This is a genomic window from Micromonospora sp. NPDC004551 (assembly GCF_040609975.1).
GTDB lineage: Bacteria > Actinomycetota > Actinomycetes > Mycobacteriales > Micromonosporaceae > Micromonospora.
The window spans coordinates 61,658-80,883 of record NZ_JBEXLM010000016.1; the positions used below are offsets into that span (position 1 = coordinate 61,658).

24 protein-coding genes are annotated in these 19,226 nt (G+C 73.4%); 12 read left to right on the plus strand and 12 right to left on the minus strand.

Features of this window, described 5'->3' with window-relative positions; translation table 11 throughout:
* Positions 1-18: 18 nt before the first annotated feature.
* Both ABZW14_RS19800 and ABZW14_RS19805 read left to right on the plus strand, forming a co-directional pair.
* Positions 19-960 carry an inositol-3-phosphate synthase gene (locus ABZW14_RS19800; protein WP_355348234.1) on the plus strand — a complete coding sequence of 314 codons (942 nt, stop codon included), beginning with the start codon at positions 19-21 and terminating at the stop codon, positions 958-960.
* Positions 961-973: 13 nt separating this feature from the next.
* On the plus strand, positions 974-1,402 hold the full coding sequence (locus tag ABZW14_RS19805; protein WP_355348237.1) for a PaaI family thioesterase: 429 nt from the start codon (positions 974-976) through the stop codon (positions 1,400-1,402).
* A gap of 45 nt (positions 1,403-1,447) precedes the next feature.
* On the opposite strand, the gene ABZW14_RS19810 is transcribed toward ABZW14_RS19805, so the two are convergent.
* A complete protein-coding gene (locus tag ABZW14_RS19810) occupies positions 1,448-1,690 on the minus strand; it encodes a hypothetical protein (RefSeq protein WP_355348240.1) in 243 nt (80 codons plus the stop codon).
* A 121-nt stretch (positions 1,691-1,811) separates the two neighbouring features.
* Between ABZW14_RS19810 and ABZW14_RS19815 the strand changes: the two genes are divergently transcribed.
* Together ABZW14_RS19815 and ABZW14_RS19820 are read left to right on the plus strand one after the other, a co-directional pair.
* Positions 1,812-2,630 (plus strand): SDR family NAD(P)-dependent oxidoreductase, encoded by an 819-nt coding sequence (locus ABZW14_RS19815; RefSeq protein WP_355348243.1) that lies wholly within the window; start codon positions 1,812-1,814, stop codon positions 2,628-2,630.
* Positions 2,620-3,216 (plus strand): TetR/AcrR family transcriptional regulator, encoded by a 597-nt coding sequence (locus tag ABZW14_RS19820; RefSeq protein ID WP_355348246.1) that lies wholly within the window; start codon positions 2,620-2,622, stop codon positions 3,214-3,216. The genes ABZW14_RS19815 and ABZW14_RS19820 overlap by 11 nt, the downstream gene beginning before the upstream one ends.
* 60 nt (positions 3,217-3,276) lie before the next feature.
* Here ABZW14_RS19820 and ABZW14_RS19825 read toward each other — a convergent pair whose 3' ends face one another.
* Positions 3,277-3,867 carry an NADPH-dependent FMN reductase gene (locus ABZW14_RS19825; RefSeq protein ID WP_355348249.1) on the minus strand — a complete coding sequence of 197 codons (591 nt, stop codon included), beginning with the start codon at positions 3,865-3,867 and terminating at the stop codon, positions 3,277-3,279.
* Between the two features lie 89 nt (positions 3,868-3,956).
* On the opposite strand from ABZW14_RS19825, the gene ABZW14_RS19830 reads away from it, so the two are divergent.
* From ABZW14_RS19830 to ABZW14_RS19840, 3 genes are all read left to right on the plus strand, one after another.
* Entirely contained in the window at positions 3,957-4,478 is a 522-nt protein-coding gene (locus ABZW14_RS19830) for a MarR family winged helix-turn-helix transcriptional regulator (RefSeq protein WP_355348252.1), read from the plus strand.
* Positions 4,479-4,984: 506 nt separating this feature from the next.
* Complete coding sequence (locus ABZW14_RS19835) at positions 4,985-5,527, plus strand: hypothetical protein (protein WP_355348255.1); 543 nt, start codon at positions 4,985-4,987, stop codon at positions 5,525-5,527.
* Positions 5,528-6,407: 880 nt separating this feature from the next.
* The gene (locus ABZW14_RS19840; protein WP_355348257.1) at positions 6,408-6,635 is read left to right on the plus strand and encodes a hypothetical protein; all 228 of its coding nucleotides are present in this window, start codon (positions 6,408-6,410) and stop codon (positions 6,633-6,635) included.
* A 169-nt stretch (positions 6,636-6,804) separates the two neighbouring features.
* Here the strand turns inward: ABZW14_RS19840 and ABZW14_RS19845 are convergent, their stop codons facing one another.
* Genes ABZW14_RS19845 through ABZW14_RS19870 form a run of 6 tightly spaced genes read right to left on the minus strand, consistent with a single transcriptional unit; the run spans position 6,805 to position 13,642 of the window.
* A complete protein-coding gene (locus ABZW14_RS19845; protein WP_355348259.1) occupies positions 6,805-8,706 on the minus strand; it encodes an ATP-binding protein in 1,902 nt (633 codons plus the stop codon).
* Positions 8,703-9,953 (minus strand): DUF4255 domain-containing protein, encoded by a 1,251-nt coding sequence (locus ABZW14_RS19850; RefSeq protein WP_355348261.1) that lies wholly within the window; start codon positions 9,951-9,953, stop codon positions 8,703-8,705. Before ABZW14_RS19850 ends, ABZW14_RS19845 begins: the two co-directional genes overlap by 4 nt.
* Entirely contained in the window at positions 9,950-10,834 is an 885-nt protein-coding gene (locus tag ABZW14_RS19855; RefSeq protein ID WP_355348264.1) for a hypothetical protein, read from the minus strand. The genes ABZW14_RS19850 and ABZW14_RS19855 overlap by 4 nt, the downstream gene beginning before the upstream one ends.
* On the minus strand, positions 10,831-11,544 hold the full coding sequence (locus ABZW14_RS19860) for a hypothetical protein (RefSeq protein WP_355348267.1): 714 nt from the start codon (positions 11,542-11,544) through the stop codon (positions 10,831-10,833). The genes ABZW14_RS19855 and ABZW14_RS19860 overlap by 4 nt, the downstream gene beginning before the upstream one ends.
* A gap of 5 nt (positions 11,545-11,549) precedes the next feature.
* Positions 11,550-12,071, minus strand: coding sequence for a phage tail protein (locus ABZW14_RS19865; RefSeq protein ID WP_091261579.1), 522 nt, complete (start codon positions 12,069-12,071; stop codon positions 11,550-11,552).
* Between the two features lie 11 nt (positions 12,072-12,082).
* On the minus strand, positions 12,083-13,642 hold the full coding sequence (locus ABZW14_RS19870; protein ID WP_355348270.1) for a phage tail sheath subtilisin-like domain-containing protein: 1,560 nt from the start codon (positions 13,640-13,642) through the stop codon (positions 12,083-12,085).
* Between the two features lie 406 nt (positions 13,643-14,048).
* Here ABZW14_RS19870 and ABZW14_RS19875 point away from each other — a divergent pair, with 406 nt between their 5' ends.
* From ABZW14_RS19875 to ABZW14_RS19885, 3 genes are all read left to right on the plus strand, one after another.
* Complete coding sequence (locus tag ABZW14_RS19875) at positions 14,049-14,264, plus strand: hypothetical protein (RefSeq protein WP_355348273.1); 216 nt, start codon at positions 14,049-14,051, stop codon at positions 14,262-14,264.
* A gap of 27 nt (positions 14,265-14,291) precedes the next feature.
* Complete coding sequence (locus ABZW14_RS19880; RefSeq protein WP_091308430.1) at positions 14,292-14,666, plus strand: hypothetical protein; 375 nt, start codon at positions 14,292-14,294, stop codon at positions 14,664-14,666.
* A gap of 82 nt (positions 14,667-14,748) precedes the next feature.
* A complete protein-coding gene (locus ABZW14_RS19885) occupies positions 14,749-15,552 on the plus strand; it encodes a BTAD domain-containing putative transcriptional regulator (protein ID WP_355348276.1) in 804 nt (267 codons plus the stop codon).
* On the opposite strand, the gene ABZW14_RS19890 is transcribed toward ABZW14_RS19885, so the two are convergent.
* On the minus strand, positions 15,483-16,232 hold the full coding sequence (locus tag ABZW14_RS19890) for a BTAD domain-containing putative transcriptional regulator (RefSeq protein ID WP_355348279.1): 750 nt from the start codon (positions 16,230-16,232) through the stop codon (positions 15,483-15,485). The two genes, ABZW14_RS19885 and ABZW14_RS19890, sit on opposite strands and share 70 nt — an antisense overlap.
* A 489-nt stretch (positions 16,233-16,721) precedes the next feature.
* Between ABZW14_RS19890 and ABZW14_RS19895 the strand changes: the two genes are divergently transcribed.
* A complete protein-coding gene (locus ABZW14_RS19895) occupies positions 16,722-17,030 on the plus strand; it encodes a TraR/DksA C4-type zinc finger protein (RefSeq protein ID WP_355348281.1) in 309 nt (102 codons plus the stop codon).
* Between the two features lie 19 nt (positions 17,031-17,049).
* On the opposite strand, the gene ABZW14_RS19900 is transcribed toward ABZW14_RS19895, so the two are convergent.
* Positions 17,050-17,922: an alpha/beta hydrolase gene (locus tag ABZW14_RS19900; protein ID WP_355348284.1), complete on the minus strand. Its 873-nt coding sequence runs from the start codon at positions 17,920-17,922 to the stop codon at positions 17,050-17,052.
* A 108-nt stretch (positions 17,923-18,030) separates the two neighbouring features.
* On the opposite strand from ABZW14_RS19900, the gene ABZW14_RS19905 reads away from it, so the two are divergent.
* Positions 18,031-18,561, plus strand: coding sequence for a GNAT family N-acetyltransferase (locus tag ABZW14_RS19905; protein ID WP_355348287.1), 531 nt, complete (start codon positions 18,031-18,033; stop codon positions 18,559-18,561).
* Between the two features lie 48 nt (positions 18,562-18,609).
* On the opposite strand, the gene ABZW14_RS19910 is transcribed toward ABZW14_RS19905, so the two are convergent.
* Positions 18,610-18,858 carry a hypothetical protein gene (locus ABZW14_RS19910; protein ID WP_355348289.1) on the minus strand — a complete coding sequence of 83 codons (249 nt, stop codon included), beginning with the start codon at positions 18,856-18,858 and terminating at the stop codon, positions 18,610-18,612.
* Entirely contained in the window at positions 18,855-19,223 is a 369-nt protein-coding gene (locus ABZW14_RS19915; protein WP_355348292.1) for a DUF4326 domain-containing protein, read from the minus strand. The genes ABZW14_RS19910 and ABZW14_RS19915 overlap by 4 nt, the downstream gene beginning before the upstream one ends.
* Positions 19,224-19,226: the final 3 nt, after the last annotated feature.

The following is a 19,226-nucleotide window of genomic DNA, read 5'->3' on the forward strand; positions in this document are numbered from 1 at the left end:
CCCGGGTAGCCTCCTGTCATGATCGAAAGTGCGAAGGTCGCGGTCGTCGGCGTGGGCAACAACACCTCGGCGCTGGTGCAGGGGCTGAACTTCTACCGCCGTACCGGCAGCCTGGTGGGCATCCACCGCCCGGAGGTGGCAGGGCTGGGCGTCGGGGACGTCGATGTGGTCGCGGCATTCGCCATCTCCGACGCCAAGGTGGGCCGGGACCTGCACGAGGCGATCTTCCTGCCGCCCAACAACTTCCCGCGCCTGGACGCGGAACTGCCACCGTCCGGTGTGACGGTGCAGCGGGGTCTGGTGGACGCGACGGAGATCGAGCGTTTGGCGCAGTCGCTGGAGGGCGCCGAGGTGCTGCTCTACTCCGCGCCGAGCGGCCGGCCGGAGACTGCTCGCGCCTACGCCGAGGCGGCGCTGGCGGCGGGGGTGGCGTTCGTGAACACCACGTCGGACGCGGTGGCCCGGGAGGCGTCCCGGCTTGAGCGGTTCACCACCGCCGGCGTGCCACTGATCGGCGACGACCTGGCCAGCCAGTTCGGCTCCTCGGTGGTGCACCGGGCGCTGCTGCGGCTGCTGGAGGAGCGCGGCCTCACCCTCGTCAGCTCCTACCAGGTCAATCTCGGCGGTACCGAAGATTTCCGTAACCTGGTCGAGAACCCCAACACCAAGCAGCAGTCCAAGGCCAACGCGGTGGGATCGGACAAGGTCCAGATGGCGCCGCTCGGATACCTCTCGCACCTGGGGTCCCAGAAGATCGCCCACCTCAACGTCGAGGCGCAGGGCTGGGGTGGCACCGAGGTGAGCCTCGACGTGCGGCTGAAGGTGCACGACCCGAGCGGCGCGGCGGGCGTCAACATCGACCTGGTCCGCATGGCCGCGGGCGCTCTGCGCGCGGGGCGCGGCGGATACCTGCCCGAGGCGGCGGCGCTCCTGAAGTCCCCGCCGGGAACGGCGATCTGAACCCGGAGGAGAGATGGAGGGCGAGGCGAGCGCCGAGGTACGGGAGCGCATCACGGCGAGCTTCGAACGTCAGGGGCTCATGCGTCACCTCGGCGCCCGCCTGGCGCACATCGCGCCGGGGCGGGTGCACATCGTGCTCGCCAGCCGGCCGGAGGTGACCCAGCAGCACGGTTACGTCCATGCGGGCGCCACGAGCGCCATCGCGGACAGCGCGGGCGGCTACGCGGCCCTCACGCTGTTCCCCGCGGACGCCGACGTCCCCATGGTCGAATACAAGATCAATCTCCTGGCGCCCGCCGTCGGCGACCACATCGAGGCGATCGGCACCGTCCTGCGATCCGGCCGGACGCTGACCGTGTGCCGGCTGGAGGTGTTCGGCGTCCACGACGGACAGCGGTCGCTGGTCGCGACCGGGCAGCAGACACTGTTCTGCCTGCGCTGACCTACGCCGGGCCGCGGGCGCCGACGGCCAGCGCCGGACCCGGGATCACGGGCTACGGACGAAGTCGATCCCGACCGACGCCATGAACGGCTCGACGCTGACACACTGCCAGCCGATCGGCTCCACGGCGTTGATGATCAAGTCGATCTCCTTGCGGATCTGCTTCATCGACACCCGCCGGCGGGTGTCGATGTCGAACCCGGCGCTGAACGTGATGTCGCCCTGGTGGTAGGCGGTTCTGGCGTCCGAGACGAGCTTCTGCATCCGCCATGCATGAATCAGCCCCATGCCGGCTCCTTCCCGAGCTGGATCGGTCCCGGAATCCTATGGCCGCCCCTCGATGCCTGTGAAGCCCAAAATAGAAACCTGTTCTAGAAACTCCCTCCAGTCCTCGTCTAGGCTGGCGGCCATGGCGGAGACGGTGACGGCGGTGGTGACCGGAGCCAATCGCGGCATCGGGTTCGCGGTGGCCACCGAACTGGTGCGGCGGGGCTGCCGGACGGTGCTGGTCGCCCGGGACCGGGCGCGGGGCGAGCAGGCGGTGGCGGCGCTGCGGGCGAACCCGGGCGGCGCGGCCGGCTCGGCGGAGCTGGTGGTGGGCGATCTGTCGGTGCTGTCGTCCGTGCGGGCGGTCGCGGCTGAGCTCGGCGGCCGCTGCGGGCGGTTGGACCTGCTGGTGCACAACGCAGGTGTCTGGCCGACCCGGCTGGTGCGCACCGATGACGGCTACGAGCAGTCGTTCGCGGTGAACCACCTGGCGCCGTTCCTGCTCAACCACCTGTTGGAGCAGCGGCTGGGGAGGGTGGTCCAGGTCAGCGCCGGCCTCTACGTCAAGGGCAGGGTGGATCCGGACCGGACGCCCTGGGGTGAGGACTTCCACCGGATGCGTACCTACTGCGACACCAAGCTCGCGAACCTGCTCACCGTGCCGCTGTTCGCCGCGCACTGGGCGACCCGCGGGGTGGCCATCGACGCGGTGCATCCCGGCGTCATCAGGACGGGGCTGGGGGATCCCGGTGGCGTGCTGGGCCTCCTGCTCAAGGTGGTCAAGCGCCGGTGGGATACTCCGGAGGCCGGCGCGGCGCCGGTGGTGCGGCTGGCGTTCGCGCCCGGTGAGGAATCCGGGCGCTACTTCGACGGCGACCGTCCGGTACCGCTCGCGCCCGTGGCGGAAGATCCCGCCCTGGCCCGACGGCTGTGGGAGCAGGGGATGGCTCATGTCGCCTAAGCAACAGCGGGGCGAGGCGACCGCCGAGCGGCTGCTGGCCGCCGCGCTGGACGTGTTCGCCACGGCCGGCCAGTCCGGCTTCACGGTCAACGCGGTGACGTCCGCCAGCGGGGTCAGCCTCGGCAGTCTCTACCACCACTTCGGCAGCTTCGACGGGCTGGCCGCGGCGCTGTACAGCAGGTGCATGGCGGCGCTGTTCGATGAGCTGATCGCGGCGCTGGGCCGGGCCCGGACCGCCCGCACCGGCGTCCGCGCCATCGTGGTGGCCTACCTGCGCTTCACCGAGAACAACCCGGCCGCCGCGCGCTTCATCCACGACTCGGCCTACACCGGCTACCTGGCCGCGCACGCCGAACAGGTCGCGGCGGCCAAGGCGCCGCGCATGGCGGCCGTCGCCGGCTGGTTGCGGCCGCGGATGGCGGCCGGCGAGCTGGCCACCCTGCCGGAGCCGCTGGTCGAGATGCTGCTGATCGGGCCGGTGGCGGAGACCGCGCGCCGGTGGCTCGCCGGCGTGCCGGGCATCGATCTCGGGCAGGCCACGCGCGTCCTGCCCGAGCGGATCTGGCGCTCCCTCGCCCCGGACTGAGCCCGGGGCGAGGGCGGGGACGGCGTGCCGGTCAAGCGCCGCCCGGCACGCCGCACATGATCATCCGGCCGAATGTTGCCGCGCCCGCTCTCGCAACGGGGCCAGGGCCGCGGTCCAGTGCACCAGTTCCTCGAGCATCGCCTCGGCGCTGGCGTCCATGGTCTCGTTGGGTCGCAGCGCGCCGTCGTCGCCGATGAACTGGGCGACGAACGGGATGTGGACGGCCTCGGGGATCGGCGTCATCTTCAGTGTGGTCAGCACCTGCTTGATCATCTGCGCGGCGCGGGTGCCGGCGCTGACCCCGCCGTAGCTGACCAGGCCGACCGGCTTGTAGGCCCACTCGTGCGCGAGGTAGTCGATGGCGTTCTTGAGCGGGGCGGTGTAGCCGAAGTTGTACTCGGGCATCACGATCAGGAACGCGTCGGCCCGGTCGATCGTGGCGCTCCAGTCGCGGGTGTGCTGGTGCTCGTAGCGGCGCAGGCGCGGGTGGTTCGGCTCGTCCATGAACGGCAGGTTCCACTCGGCGAGGTCGACAAGCTCGACCTGATCGAAGCCGCCGTGCTTGACCGCCGCGGTGTGGATCCACTCGGCGACCGGCAGGCCGAGCCGGCCCGGCCGGGTGCTGGCAATGATGATCTGCAAGGTAGGCATGCGTCGTTTCCTCGGGGAAGTAGCTGACGTATCAGCAAACCTAGCGACACGATGCTGACGTGTCATCAATTCGCCGTAGACTGTGACGCGTGACCCAACCGCGGTGGCTGAACCCCGAGGAAGAGCGCCTGTGGCTCGCGTTCCTGCGCATGCGGCGCGCGCTCGACGTGGCGATCGACGGTCAGCTCGCCGAGGCCGGCCTGTCGCCCGCCGACTACGACGTCCTGGTCCCGCTCTCCCAGAGCGCCGAAGCACTGCGCGTGCGGGATCTGGCCGCGCTCATCGGCTGGGATCGCAGCCGCATCGCCCACCAGCTCCGGCGCATGGAACAGCGCGGGCTCGTCGTGCGGTCCGAAAGCTCGACCGACCGGCGCGGGACCCTGGTCCAGCTCACCGACCTCGGCCGCACGGCCATCACCGCCGCCGCGCCAGGGCACGTCGAGACGGTCCGCCGGGTGCTGTTCGATCAGCTCGAACATGACGACCTGACCCGTCTCACGGCCATCGCCGAGCGGGTGGCCGACGCCGCCGGACTCACCGGCATCTCCCGCACCGGCGGCCCGGCTCCGCGCGGCACGGCGCAGGTGGGCCGGCCGGGACGAGAACCCTGAACCTATGAGTGCCGGCATGCCGGCTCCAGGTTCGGTGCTGTCAGCGTTGCTGTCGGCCGCCACGGCGGCGACTGGCTCCCGACAGCTCACTGTCCTGCCCGCTCGCAGTGTCCTCGAAGTCCAACGCCTCGGCTGCCGCTGTTTGAAATGCTTCACGTTCATCGCGCTCGTCCGCGAATGGCAGGCTGAAGCCGGACACTTGGCGTCGATGTTCTCCGTTGGTCGCCGCGGGTCTGCCTTTGACGGTTTGGTGACGGTTTAGATCTGGCCGTCGTCGACTGGCATGTCGGGCTCTACGCCCGCCCCGCCCCGACCCCTCGCTTGTAAGGCGCTTCCGGCAAGAGTCGCCTCCGCTCGACTCCACGGGGTTCGGGCCGAAGGCGACACCCGTCCGGGCTCGTCGGGCTTCGGCCGCCACCGTTGATGTCAATGACTGACGTTAGGTCTAAGTCTCCTTCCCGATGGAAGGGTTGCCACGGGCCGTGGTCCTCGGCTAGCTAATTAGCATGGATCAGCCGACCGCTACATTCATTGCAGGGATTGTTTCTGCGGTTGGGTCGACAACGGTCGGCCTTGGTGGCCTCGTCTTTGCTATCCGCAACACGAGCAAGACGTTGGCATATCAGCGGAAAGAGGCTACAGCGAATCGCGAACACGAAGCTCGCCTCCGCAGGGATGCGGAGCGTCGCGAGGATCGCCTTCGCTGGCACCGTGAGCGACGGGAATCGTATGGGGACTTCGCTGTCGCCGCAGGCAACGCTAGGAGAGGAATGCAAGTAAAGGCGCGGGACGCGGACGCTGCTGGTATCGATTTGCTGCGCCTAAGATCCGAAGCATTCAATGCATTCTCAATGATTCAGCTAATCGGGGCCAGAGTGGTTCAAGGAGAAGCCGCAACGGTCTTGGACTTTATCGATAGCGTGATAGACGGCAAGCCTTATGACGACAAACAGTGGAGAAAGGTAGTCTGGGGCTTCAGGGCCGCAGCAAGGGAAGACCTGCTATCGAACCTCGTGGAAGATCCATCAGGCGGAGATGAGCGTCCGTGATGGATGGAGCAATCAGCTTGGGCGGTGTACATTCACCCTCCGTGCGGCGCTGCTACCTAATGTGACGGGCGCCTGGGGAGAGGACTCGTGGAGGACGGACACAGCGAGCGGGCTGAGGCAACAGGTGATCCGGCACCTGAACCTGTGCTGCGCTCGCCCGGCGGCTCATGGCCAACGCCAGTCGGGCTTGCTCCTACCAGCATCAGCCCCGCCCCGGGTTGAACCGGCGGCAAGCAAGGTGGGATCGGATGATGCCCATATGCCTGCGTCGGAGTCGTGGTTTCTAGGCGGACCGCTCGACGGGAGACTGATGCCGGTCGAGGTCACGGCCGATGGCAAGCCGCCCAGCAGTGGTCACGCTCGCTGTCGTTTGGTCCTACCACTCCTTGCTGCCTCAGTCCGCGATCGTCCGCGGCTGCTCGGCGAGACCCGGGGCCGCGGCATGCCCTAGATCAGACGATATCCGGCTGTCGTAGTAGATCACCTGCTCGTCTCAGCTTGCAGCTTTCTGTTGGTTGGGAAACGGGAAGACTCTCCGGCTTTTAGGGATCACGCTCACAGCAGAGCCGCGATAGGGTCGCCTATGGCTTCGGGTTTTCCCCCCATCCGAATCTGCTGGTGTGGTCTGATCTCAGTCATCGTGATGGCTGGATGCGACTCCACACCCGAAACCCCATCCGAGCCCTCACCCGGGGCATCCGTTTCTGGACAACGGCAGGTAGCTGAGCCTGCGCCGCCTACATCCTCGGGTTGTCCGCCGACCGCCCAGTTGGCCGGGCCCGGTGTGCCGCAGGATCGGCAGGGCACTGGTGAGGGCGCAACGCTGTGGGCGTTGCCGTTTCCAACGGAGCCTGTGCTGGCGGTTGGCAAGGAGCTCAAGGTGGTCTGGCGCATGACCGGCAGTGGTGACTTCGCGATCAGCGCCACAGGTCCCGACGGGAAAGTGGTCAAGCCGGTCTGGGGTCCCGAGCCGCATGGCGGCAGCAACTGGGAACGGCCGGGCGACGAGTGGGGCACCGGCTGGGTCTTCCCCACTGCCGGTTGCTGGACGATCAATGCGACGCGAACCAGCGGGAGGGGATCCCTGATACTGCGCGTCGCCGAATAGCTGCGATGGTTCTCGGACATCCCCACCGGGCACCCGTCTCCTGCACAGCCCGCGGGCGCTGATGCTGTACTTCGCTGCTGTGCCCGCAACGGCGGCAACAGCGCCCCGGACGGGTCGCTGACCTACGGAGGAGTGAGCGGACTCGAACCCTGAATCTGCGGACCGACGGTCAGCGGCCGCCCAGGGAACGCCCGTTCTTGGCCAGCTCCCACCGGGTGGCCGTAGCCACCTGCTCCCCGGTGATCCGTTCCCCGTCCGCACCCAGGTACGCGGCCGTCAGCGCCGCCGCGGCGATCCCGCCCCCGGGCAGGTCCACGGCGGCCAGCCGCTCCGGGTCGACGTCGGCCGGCACACCGGCCGGGAACGCCCGCCGCCACATGGTCTCCCGAGCGGCCCGGTCCGGGTACGGGAAGGTCACCACGATCCGCAGCCGGCGCAGGAACGCCTGGTCCAGCACGGACCGGGCGTTGGTGGTGAGGATCGCCAGCCCGGTGAACGACTCCATCCGCTGGAGCATGTAGCCGACCTCGAGGTTGGCGTACCGGTCGTGGCTGTCGCGCACCTCGGTGCGCTTGCCGAACAGGGTGTCCGCCTCGTCGAAGAGCAGCACGGCGGCGCCGTCCTCGGCGGCGTCGAAGACCCGGCTGAGGTTTTTCTCGGTCTCGCCGATGAACTTGCTGACCACCTGGCTGAGGTCGACCACCACGAGGTCCAGGCCCAGCTCGTGGGCGATCACCTCGGCGGCCAGGGTCTTGCCGGTGCCGCTGGGCCCGGCGAAGAGGGCGGCCGTGCCCAGGCCGCGGCTGCTGCGGTCGGCGAACCCCCAGTCGTGCAGCACCCGGGTGCGGTGGTGCACGGCGGCGACCAGCGACCGCAGTTGCGCCACGTGGGTGTCCGGCAGCACCAGGTCGGCCCACCCGGCGCGCGGCCGGACCACTCGGGCCTGCCCGCCGTAGCGGCTGCGGGAGCGGGCCCGGCACGCCTGCCACAGCGGCGTGCCGGCGGCGGCGTCGCCGGCGGCCAGGTCCAGGTCGGGCAGGGCCAGGTCGAACACCCCGGCCACCGCGGCCGCGTCGGCCGGCGCCCGCTCGGCCAGGTGCCGGTCGAGGGCGGCGTCCAGGGCCGCCGCGCGTTCCGCGATGGGCAACCGGGGTACGCCGACCAGCACGCCGTCGGCCAGCACGGTGTCCACGGCGCCGAGCACGGCGACCGGGGCGGGCAGCGTGCCGAGGGCGCGGATCAGCGCGCGGGTGTCCTCGGGGCGGGCCCCGTCGGCGTCGAACGCCCACGCGGCCGGGGCGAGCAGGCTCTCCCGCCCGATCAGGCGCAGCAGCCGGTCCCGGTCGCGTACCGCGGAGGGGAGGTCGGCCACGGCGACCTGCCGCAGCTCGCGGCCGGCGGCGTCGGCCGCGGCGGCGGCGACCACCGGCAGGTTGGCCGGCTGCGGTCCCTGGAGCACGGCGGGTCGGCCGTGTTCCCAGACGCCGCGGATGGTCGCGGCGACGGCGGCGAACGCGGGCGGCAGCGGGGCGGGCGGCGGGACGGGCCGGGCCACGGCGGCGAGGTCGGGTTCGAGGTAGCGGACGCCCATGAGGTGGTGCAGCACCCGTTCCGCGGCGACCAGCGGGCTGCCGGTGGGGGTGTCCGGGTCGAGAAGGCGCACCAGGTCCCAGCGGCGCAGCGGCCCGTCCGGGGTGAGCGCGCTCCAGTGCGGGCCGGGCAGCACGGCCAGGGCGAGGCCGAAGGTGGGCCGGGGCTGCCCGTGCGCGGCGGTCAGTTCGTCGGCCACCTCGCCGGCCAGCTCCGGACCGGTGGCCAGCAGCAGCACCGCCCGCTCGAAGCCGGTGAGCCGCAGCGCGGCGGCGAGCGCGTCGAGCGCCGTGGGCCGGTCGAGCAGCGCGCGGGCCGCCGCCAGCCGCCCCTCGGCCGCGGCGAGTTCCGCCCGGTCGGCCTCGCCGGGGTACGCGACGAGCCGCACCCGCAGCACGTCCAGTTCGGCCACCAGCGCCAGCCGGTTTGCCTCGTCCCAGGACGGGACGGCCGGGCGGGCCCGCCGGTCGGCGGTGGTCACGGCACGGTCAGGGCGGGCGCGCCGTAAACCTCTCCGACCAGGTCGGGCAGGCTCTCCACGCCGTCCACCTGCACCCGGACCAGCCAGTCGCCGGTGGGCACGTCGGCGGCGGCGAGGGCGATCCGGTCCTGCGGGGCGGCGTCCGGGGCGAGCGGGGCGAGCCGGACGGCCAGCGCGTCCGGTTCCCCGGCCGGGCCGGGGGTGAGCCGGGTGAGCAGGACGGTGGCGCGCTGCCGGGCCACCAGCGGCGGGTCGACGCCGAGGACGATGTCGGGCGGGCCGTCCACCACCGACGCGGTGGGGCGCACCAGCAGCGGCAGCGTGTTGGAGCCGGCGGTGACCCGGGCGGGCGCGCCGCCGGCGGCGGGCGTGACGTGCGCGACCCGTACGCCGTGCAGCCCGGCCGGGACGGTGCCGTCGAGGGTGACGGCCAGGGTGGTGTCGGTGCCGCCCGGCTCGGGGGTGAGGGTGGCGGGTCCGACGTGGATCCGGGTGGCCTGCCCGGGCCGGCCGCGCAGCCCGGCGCCGCGCAGCTCGACGCGGTCGCCGGTGGCGGCGGTCTCGCCGGGCGGGTCGGTGATGAGGGCGGTCAGGACGGCGGGGCCGCCGGCCAGCACCGTGACGGTGCGCTGCCGCACCGGCAGGGCCCGGCGCGGGGTGACGTCGGCCTCGACCAGCGCGGCGGTCGCCACGTACGTCTGGGAGAGCTGGTGCGGGGTGGCGAAGGTGGCCCACAGCTTGGACATCTCCTCCACCGACAGCGTGTACGGGGCGACTTTGACCCGCTCCACCTGGTCGGCCAGGTCGGACTCGGCGAGGAATGCCGTGGGCACGTCGTCGGAGTACAGGTCGATGGCGGCGGTGACCAGGTCCCGGGTCAGCGTCGGGGTGACCGCGAGGGCGAGCACGGCCCGGCCGAGCAGCCGCTGCGCGTCGAGGGATTCGGCCTCGCCGTAGCAGGTGAGCAGGTAGTACAGGTCGAGCGCGGCGACCGGCCGGCGGGTGAAGCCGCCGTCGCGGCTGCGGGTGGGCAGGTCGGTGAGGTTCCAGGCGTGGTTGGGGCGCACGTCGTACAGGTAGATGTTGATGCCGGGCGCGGAGACCAGCGTGGTGTCGGAGAGCTGGTTGGGGCGCAGGGTGGTGACGGTGGCGCCGCCGACCGGCCCGGGGTGGGTGGCGTCGAGGGCCCGTTCGAGCACGTACCGCAGGGTCGAGGTGACCGCGGCGATGGCCAGGCCGTTGCTCATCGGCCCTCCCGGCGACGGGCGAGGTACGCGGTGTGGTCCACGGTGGATGGCGCCGGGGGTGGCGGCGCGGGCGGCGGCGGTGCGGGCGCGCGGGTGACCACGACCCGGTCGATGTGCAGGTGCACGTCGCCGGACGGCGGGGCGTCCGCGGCCGTCCCGGGCGGCGGGGTGTGCGCGGGACGGATCGGGCCGGTGCGCACCTCGGCGGTGCCGGGCCGGGGCGGCGGGCTGGCCGGAGCCGGCCGGTCGACGAAGACGAGGCGTTCCCCGGGTGCCACGGCGCGGCGGGCGATCAGCGCCGGGCCGAGGCGTTCCCGCAGCAGCCGGGCCAGGTCGGGTGCGGCGGCGCGTACCGGGGCGGGGGCGGGCCGCCGGGCGGCGGGCGCCGGGGCCGGCGGCGCGGGCGGCACCGTGGCGGCCGGCCGGGTGGGGTCAGGGGACGGGCCGGCGTCAGGTGGCGGGGCGGGTGGCGGGGGAGCGGCGGTGCGCGGGACGGCCGTGTCCGGCTCGTGACCCGCCGGGCCGACCGGCTCCGCCCGCGCGGCGGCCCGGTCCTCAACGGCTGGGGCGGCCTCGGGGAGCGTGGCCGGCGGCGTCCGGTCCGCCCCCGGCTGGTCCGCGACCCGTGGCGCCGCCCGCACCGGTGCCCGGTGGCTGGTAGCCGCGAGGGGCAACGCGGCCGGCCGGTCGGGGATGCCCCGGGACGGCGTCGGCGTCGGCGCGGGCGACCGCGGCCACGACGGAGCCTCGTGGGCCGGCACGTCGGCGGGCGGATCCGGGAAGGTGGCCTCGAACGGCTGCGGGGTGCGGAGCCGGATGAGGGGTTCCCGGCCGGTGGCCCGCTGCGCCATCCGGGCGAAGAAGCCCTCGCCGCCGCTCACGCCGCCCGCCCCGAGGCCAGGGCCAGGTACGCGCGCCGCCGCCCGGCCGGCAGGGCGAGGATGTCGGCCTCGGCCCACCCGTACGCCGCGGCGAGGGTGGCCACCTCGGCCAGCACCGCCGGGGCGCGGCCGGCGATCCGCTCCCAGAGCAGCTCGGCCACGTCGAGCGCGGCGACCACGGTCTCCCCGCAGCCGGGGCAGCGGGTCCGGAGCACCACGGCCGCCGCGCCGGCCAGTTCCTCGGCGGCGGCGTCGACGGCCCGCCGCTGGTCGGCGGTCAGCTCGCCCGCGGCGACGGGCCGCCCGTCGGCGTCGCGGACGCACCGGGCGAGCAGCGTGCCGAGCGGGTCGTCGGACCGCCCGGCGGCCAGCAGGTCCCGGGTCGTGGGGGCGCGGACCCGCAGCGTGCCGCCGGCGACCGCGCCCTCGTCCCCGGCCGGCAGCCCGGCCACCCGGTCCAGGGGCAGCGCCACGTCGAGGACCTCGCCGCAGCCGCAGGTGAGCACGGCGTCCACCGGGTCGCCGAAGCTGTCGACGCTCAGGCGGGCGGCGAGCGCGGCCACCGTCCCGACCGGCAGGTCCAGGGCGGCGTCGAGGTCGGGCAGGAGCCCGGCGGTGTGCAGCAGCACCGGGCCGCGGGCGGCCGGCGGGGCGGTCGCGGCGGCCTCCCAGACCGCGAGGAGCCGGCCGGGGTCGTCCAGCGTGGTCATGACGGTCAGGGTTCGACGAAGGACGGCTCGGCGGGCTCGGCCACCGTGTAGTCGCGTTCCCAGCCCTCGTTCTCCAGCTTGATGCTCTGGATGGCCACCGCGTTGGCGTTGGCGTCCAGTTCGGGCAGCGCCACCCACTCGGACACCCAGCACCGGTAGACCTTGTACGCGATGACCAGTTGCCCGGCCTCGTTGTACATCTCGATGATGATGTCCTTGCGGAAGTCCGCCAGGGACGTCTCGGCGCCCAGCCCGGAGCCGTAGTTCCACACCTTGTTGGCCCACTGCTCGAAGTCCGGGTCGTGGGTGACGCCGCGCTCCAGCACGATGGCGTCGTACTCGGTGCGCCCCGGCGACTTTCGGCTGCTGCTCGGGTCGCCGCCGTGGCGGTGGGTGACCACCTCGGTGCTCCGCTTCAACGTGCCGATCTTGCTGATCCCGGCGACGTATCGCCCGTCCCACTTCGCCCGGAACTTGAAGTTCTTGTACGGGTCGAAGCGCTGCGCGTTGACCGTGAACTCGGCCATGCCCGCCCCTCCTAGGTCGCCGCGGCCGCGGTCCGCTGCTGGATGCCGATCACCACGAACTCGGCCGGCTTCACGGCCGCGAAGCCGACCAGGATGTTCAGCACCCCCCGGTCGATGTCGTACTGCGTCGTGGTCTCGCTGTCGCACTTGACGAAGTACGCCTCCCGCGGGGTGCGGCCCTGGAAGGCGCCCTGCCGGAACAGGTCCTGGAGGAATCCGCCGATCGACGCGCGGACCTGCGCCCACAGCGGCTCGTCGTTGGGCTCGAACACCACCCACTGGGTGGCCCGGACCAGCGTCTCCTCCAGGAAGAGCGCCAGCCGCCGCACCGGCACGTACCGGTACTCGTCGGCGAGCACGTCCGCGCCGCGCAGCGTCCGCGCGCCCCACACCAGGGTCCCGGTGGCCCGGAAGGTGCGCAGGCAGTTCACCGCGTACGGGTTGAGGTTGCCGTTCTCGCCGTCGGTCAGCGCCAGCGCCGGCCCGGTCACCCCGGCCAGGGCCGCCTCCACCCCGGCGGGCGCCTTCCACACCCCGCGCGCCGCGTCCGTGCGGGCCATCACCCCGGCGACCGCGCCGCAGGGCGCGAACTCGCGGACCGCGCCGTCGCGCAGCGGGTCGGGCCGGCGCACCCGGGGGAAGTAGAGGGCGCCGTTGCGGCCGTTGGCGGTCAGCCCGCGCGCCCCGAGCCAGGTCCGCACCGTGTCGGCGGTCTCGGTGGGCGGCGGGTCGACCAGCAGGAAGGCCCGCTGGCGTACGCAGAAGTCCAGCGCGTCGGCCCACACGGTGTCGTCGAGCGCCTGATCGGGCACCGAGGGCGGCAGGCAGAGCAGGGTGAACAGGTCGGCGTCGCGCAGCGCGTAGATGCCCTGCTTGGTGGCCTCCAGCGCGCCGCCGTCGGTGTACTCGGCGGCGGTCAGGTGGGCGCCGTCGGTGCCGGTGACCGCCGCGTCGGCAGTGTCCACGTCGTAGGTACCCGCGTCGGGACGGCCGGTGCCGGGCAGCGCCGGCGACGTGCCGACCCGCACCAGCCGGGAGGCGGCCAGGACGGTGTCCACCCGCCGCGGCCCGTCCACCAGGGTCACATTCGGGTACGTCTCGACCAGCACCGGGTTCTCCGCCGGGCCCTCCCGCACGGTCAGGTGGAACAGCTCGTCGGCGTCCACCCCCTGCTGGTCGGCGACCGTGGCGGCCTCCTCGCCGGCCGCGTGCGCCACCTCGGCGTGCAGCCCGTTGCCCCAGCCGCCCGGCCCCACCGCGTCGAGGGTCAGCGCACCGTTCAGGTCGAGCTGCGCGGTGATGGCGTCGCGGGCCAGCCGGACGATCACCGCCTGGTTGCCGCCGTTGAGGTAGAAGTCGCGCACCGCGTAGCCGAGGCCGCTGTCCCGCCACAGGCCGCCGAAGGTGCGCTCGAACTCCGCGTACGAGGAGATGGCCACCGGCACGTCGACCGGCCCGCGCAGCGCCCGCCCGACGAACGCGGCCACGGCCGTGGCGACGCCGGTGATGGTGCGACTGCCGCCGGGTATCTCCTGGATGTAGACCCCGGGATGGCTGAGCGTTGCCGCCATGACGACTCCTCGACTCTCCACGGGCGCGCCGTACGCCGCTGGCGCGACTGTGCCGCCCGCCCGTCACCGCGCCGTCACCCGGCCGTGTCGGTCCGACAGGATGCGCGAGATGGTCACCGACGGCATGTCCTTCCTGGTGGACTCGGTGACTGCACGCAGCGGTCACGGACGGGTACGGGTCTGCCCGACGCCATCCTCCGTGCCGGCATGGCCTTCGCCGGCGCGCTCGGGCTCAGCCTCGTGGTCTGGACGGCGTACCGGCAGAAGTGACGCTCGCAGGCCCGCGTCTCTGCCTCGGGGCCTTGCGGCCGCTGTCCCCGGTGACGCATCGGGCGACGCGCCGGTGACGAACGGGCGGCACGCTGGGCCGGCCCGCGCACCTGACTCCCGTTCCGGAGGCGCTCCCGTGACAGTCCCTGACCCCGACCGCGGTGGGGTGCTGGTCGTCCGGGTGTGGTTCGAGGACCGGCCGGACGAACTGGGTTTCCGTGCTCTGGTGACGAGCTGCGTCGACCTGGCCGGCGGCCGGCCGGAGAGCCGCGCGGTGACCTCGCCGGACGCGGTCGTCGAGGTGGTGCGTAGCCGACTGGTGGAGATCCTCGCCGGTCACCGAAAGCGGTGACGCCACCGCCGAACCGAGGGAAGGACCATGACCGAGAAGATCAACTGGAGCCTCCAGGTGCGCGTGGCGCACGGGCCGCAGATCGCGGCCACCGGCGTCGTCGACGTCGAGGCGTACGACAAGGTCTCGGTCGAGATCGCGGCCGGGGAGAGCCAGCAGGTGGACCTGGTGCCCGCCGGCACGGAGCGGGTGGGAATGGTGCTGATCGTGCCGGCCACGCCCAGCGCGGACCTGTCGTACGAGATCGACGGCACGGCGATCGCCCTCGACGGCGCGCACGCCTTCCTCGGTGCCGGGGCGGCACGGTTGCTCGGCGCGGACCCCGCGAGCCTGACCTTCACCAACGACACCGCCGAACCGGCCCGGCTGGACATCCTGGTCGGCCGGGACGTCACCCCGTGAGGACCGCCGCGGTGTGACGCCGGGGTGACGCAGCGCGTTCTACCCTGCCGGGGCCAGGCCCGCGCCGCAGGGGAGGTCCCGGATGACCGCCGACTTCGTCGACGCCCTCGTGGCCGACCAGCCGGCCGCGTCCGGTCCGGTGCTGCGGCTGCTCGGTGACGTCCGGGTCAGCCACGGCTCCCGCTGGTACGACGTGCCGGAGGGCAGCAAGCGCCTGCTCGTCTACGTCGCCCTGCACCGCCGCCGCCTCGACCGGGGCCACGCCGCCGCCACCCTGTGGCCGGACGCCCCGGACTCCCGGGCGGCCGGCAACCTGCGCTCGGCGCTGTGGCGGCTCAACCAGGCGCACGTCGAGCTGATCGGGGTGGATCGGCACCACCTGGCGTTCCGCCCCGGCGTGCTGGTCGACATCGACCTCGTCACCGCCTGGGCCGGTCGCCTGATCGCCGGCCGCCCGGCGGGGGCCGACCTGTCCGCCCTGCCCACCGGCGGGGTCCTGTTCGACCTGCTCCCCGGCTGGTACGACGACTGGGTGCTCACCGAACGGGAGCGGGTCCGCCAGCGGGTGCTGCACGGCATGGAGGCGATGAGCCGGCACCTGCTCACCACCGGCCGCTGCGCCGAGGCCGTCGAGGTGGCGCTCACCGCCGCCGGGGCCGAGCCGCTGCGGGAAAGCGCCCAGCGGGTGCTGCTGGAGGCGCACCTGGCCGAGGGCAACTGGGTGGAGGGCCGCCGCGGCCTGGACACCTACCGCCGGCTGCTGGCCCGGGAACTGGACATGGAACCCGACCCGCGGCTGGCCGCGCTGCTCGACGCCTACCCCCGCGCCCGCCCGGTGGCGACCGCCGACCGGGAGCGCGCCTCCTCGATCAACGCCATGAGCTGAGGCGACGGCCGCACGCCCAGCTGCTCGGCGAGCAGCCGGACCACCAGGTCGGCGTGGCGCAGCGCGTCGCTGACGTTCCCGTCGGCCAGCATCGCGGTGAGCACGAGCCGGTGGCCGCTCTCCCGCAACGCGTCCGCGGCGACCGCCTCCAGCGCCCAGCCCAGCCCGGCGGCGGGCTCACCGGCCCGGATCGCCGCCCCGGCGGCGTCCTCCAGGGCCCGCAGGGCCCGGTGCCGCAGCAGCTCCCGGTGCATGAGCACCCAGTCGTCGTACCAGCCGGGGAGCAGGTCGGGGCAGCCCTCGGCGGCGTGCCGGCGCAGGAACGCCGGGTCGACCGAGCCGGTGAGGGAGCGGGTGTCCACCGTCACCCCGGCGGCCAGCGCGAGCGCGCCGGTGGAGTCGGCGAGCAAACCCGGCGCGGCCTTGCGCAGCCGCCACAGCGCCGTCCGCAGGTCCGCCGAGGCCCTTTCCTCGGGCTTGCTCGCCCACATCGACCACGCGGTGCGGGCCCGGTCCGACGCGCCGCGCACGGCCAGGAAGGCGACCAGCCGCTGCGCGGTGGCCGGCAGGGCGACCGGCTCGCCGTCGCGGTCGAGCGCGAAGCCGCCGAGCAGCCGCAGCCGCCAGCCGGCCCGGTGCGGGGGTACGGTCTCCGGCGCTGTTCCCGTGGTGATCCACACGTCGGCGCTCCGCTTCGTCCGGGGTGTGGTGCGGAGGGTCACCTCTCGAATACCGCAGCTCACGGGGCCGGGGGAACGGGCCTGTCGGTGGCCGGACATCCGGTTCGTCCGGGTGGCCCGGCGACCGGCCCGATCGGCGGCGGTGGACCGGCCGAACGGCCGCCTCCGGGGGTCGCGCGGGACCGGACGGAAACGGGCCAAAGTCGTTGGCGAACCGCGAGGCCTGGCCTATGGTGGGCGGATGTATCCGGCCGGGCTGCTGTCCGCGACCGCCGTCACCACGGCGGCGCCCGCTGCTGCCCACCGCCGGCGTCCCGAGACGGTGCCCGCCCGACCGGCGGGCGTGCGCTCCGTCGCGCCCATCCACGGCCTGCCGAGCCCGATCCCCACCGACCGTGGCCCACCCGGATCCCCGTTCATCCGCGTACGGCCACCCAGGGCGAAGCCATTACGGCTTCGGCCTTTTTCTTTTCCTGGAAGGGGATCCAGATGGGCACCGACCTGCACGACGACCGCCTCACCCGGTTGCGGGCCACGCTGACCGACGACTTCGCGGCGCAGACGGCCCGGTTGACCGAACTCACCGCGGACACCGGCGACCCCGGCGAGGCGCACACCCGGGCCGCGCTGATCGCGGCCACCCGGCAGAGCCTGGGGCAGATCGGCGACGCGCTGCGCCGTATGGCCGACGGCGGCTACGGCCGCTGCGACCGGTGCGCCGCGCCGATTCCGGTGGAGCGGCTGGAGGCGGTGCCGCACGCCCGCTTCTGCGTGCCCTGCCAGCAGAAGAGCCGCTGACCCGGCGGGCGCCGGGCCGTCACCGCACGGCCCGGCGCCCGAGCCAGTCCAGCAGGATCCGTTCGTAGTCCGGGCTGACGCCGGTCAGGTCGTCGCGTCCGCCGAGGGTGGGCGCGTGGTCGCAGCCGGCCAGCCGGGCCACGGTCAGCTCCGCGTCGTGTGCGGCGCGCCGCCACACGACCAGGCTCTGCTCGATCGGCGTCCAACCGTCGGTCTCGCCGTAGCAAAGGAGCACCGGGCAGGACACCTTCGCGATGACCGGTTCCGGGTCGAAGTCCATGTCGACCCAGCCGCCTGGGGCGTCGGGCAGTTCGCGGGGCAGGTGCACCAGAGGGAACCAGGGCTGCCGCACGGCGACGTCCAGCTCCGCCTGGGCGGCGGCCCGGGGCACCTCGCCACGCAGGAACCCCTCCGCGACACCCCGCAGCCGGTCCAACTCGGCGAGGTCGGCCTCGCCGTACCCGTGCCGGCGCAACTGCTCGGCGGTGCCGTACCGCATCTGGGCCGCAGGGCTGACCCCGCTGCACCCGACCAGCACGAGGAAGTCGACCGGGTGCCTGGTGGCGGTCAGCGTCGCCGCCCAGGCGCCCTGGCTGAACCCCCACAACCCGACCGGAACGTCGATGACGTGCGCGCGCAGCACGTCCAGGGCTGCCGCCGCGTCGTCGGCCTGCGCGGTCAGCGGCACGTCGTTCCCGTTCAGCCGGGGGCGTCGGTCGTAGCGCAGCACCGCGATCCCGGCCGGCGGCAGGAGCCTGGCCAGGTGCTCGTACAGGAAGTACGACCGTCGGTCGGCGTGCGAGCCGTGCAGCACCACCAGGCCGCCGCGGGGCGGCCCGGCCGGCAGGTCCAGGGTGGCGGGCAGGTCGAGCTCACCGAGGCGCAACTCCATGCCGCAGTCAAGCACGTCGGGGCCGTCCCGGATGCCCCGCCGATCGTCCCTCGTCAGGCGGGCTGCGTAGGCTGGCCCGGTGAGCCGCCGTGACCATGGAGACCGCCGATGACCAGCCCGCGCACCGTCCGCACCGCCCGCCCCGCCGACGTGGCGGCCCTCGTCGACCTGGTCGAGTCGGCATACCGCGGGGAGCGCAGCCGGGCCGGCTGGACCACCGAGGCCGACCTGCTCGCCGGGCAGCGCACCGACGCGGACATGGTGGCCGAGGCGGTGTCGGGCCCGGATGGCACGGTCCTGGTGGTCGAGGAGGGCCCGGAGATCGTCGCCTGCTGCCACCTGGAGCGCCGCGACGACCACGTCTACTTCGGGATGTTCGCGGTCGCGCCGGGATCGCAGGGCGGCGGTCTGGGCCGGGATCTGCTGGCCGAGGCCGAGCGGTACGCGCGGGAGCAGTGGCACGGCGGCGAGATGCGGATGACCGTGATCACGCAGCGGGCCGACCTGATCGCCTGGTACGAGCGACGCGGCTACGTCCGCACCGGCGAGCTGAGCCCGTTCCCGTACGGCGACGAGCGGTTCGGCGTGCCGCTGCGGCCGGACCTGGCGTTCGAGACCCTGCGCAAGAAGCTCGGCTGACCGACCGGCACTCGTTCACCGCCGCGCCCGTTCACCGCCGGCGGCCGTTCACCGGCCGCGGGCAGAGCGGTCGATCGGCGGGCGTAGTCGCCGGAGGGACCGGAGAATGCCCTGGTGGACCGCGACACCGACGCTGGCGTTCACCACCGCCAGCCCGGCCGCGGCGACCAGGTCCGGTGTGATGTCCATCGTCCCGATGGCGACCAGCAGGACGGGCCAACCGACGGCGGCGAGCGGCAGCGGCAACCACCACCAGCGGCCGAGCAGGAGGCCGAGGAGGATCAGGCTCGGGATCATGTCCCGGCCTTCGACTCCGGCGGCGCGTCGGCGAGTTCGGCGATCACCTCGGCGTGGCAGCGCTCGGGCACGCACCAGCAGCCCAGCCGGCGCCCGCGCAGATCGGGCAGCAGCGCGAGCAGGTCCGGCCGGCCGAGCATGTACGCGCGGTACTTCTCGATCACCTCGTCGCGGGTGCCGTCCGGGCCCGGGCGGTACGGGCTGGACAGCGGGGACCGCGGCAGCCGCCAGCCGCCGCGGGACATGGCCCGTTCCACGTAGACCACGTCGGCGTACGTCGGGTCGTCGCGGTGGCTCTTGAGGGTCAGCTTCTCGGCCCTATAGGACCGAGCTTGCGGATCGTGATGGCTCGTGGTGATGAGCACGAG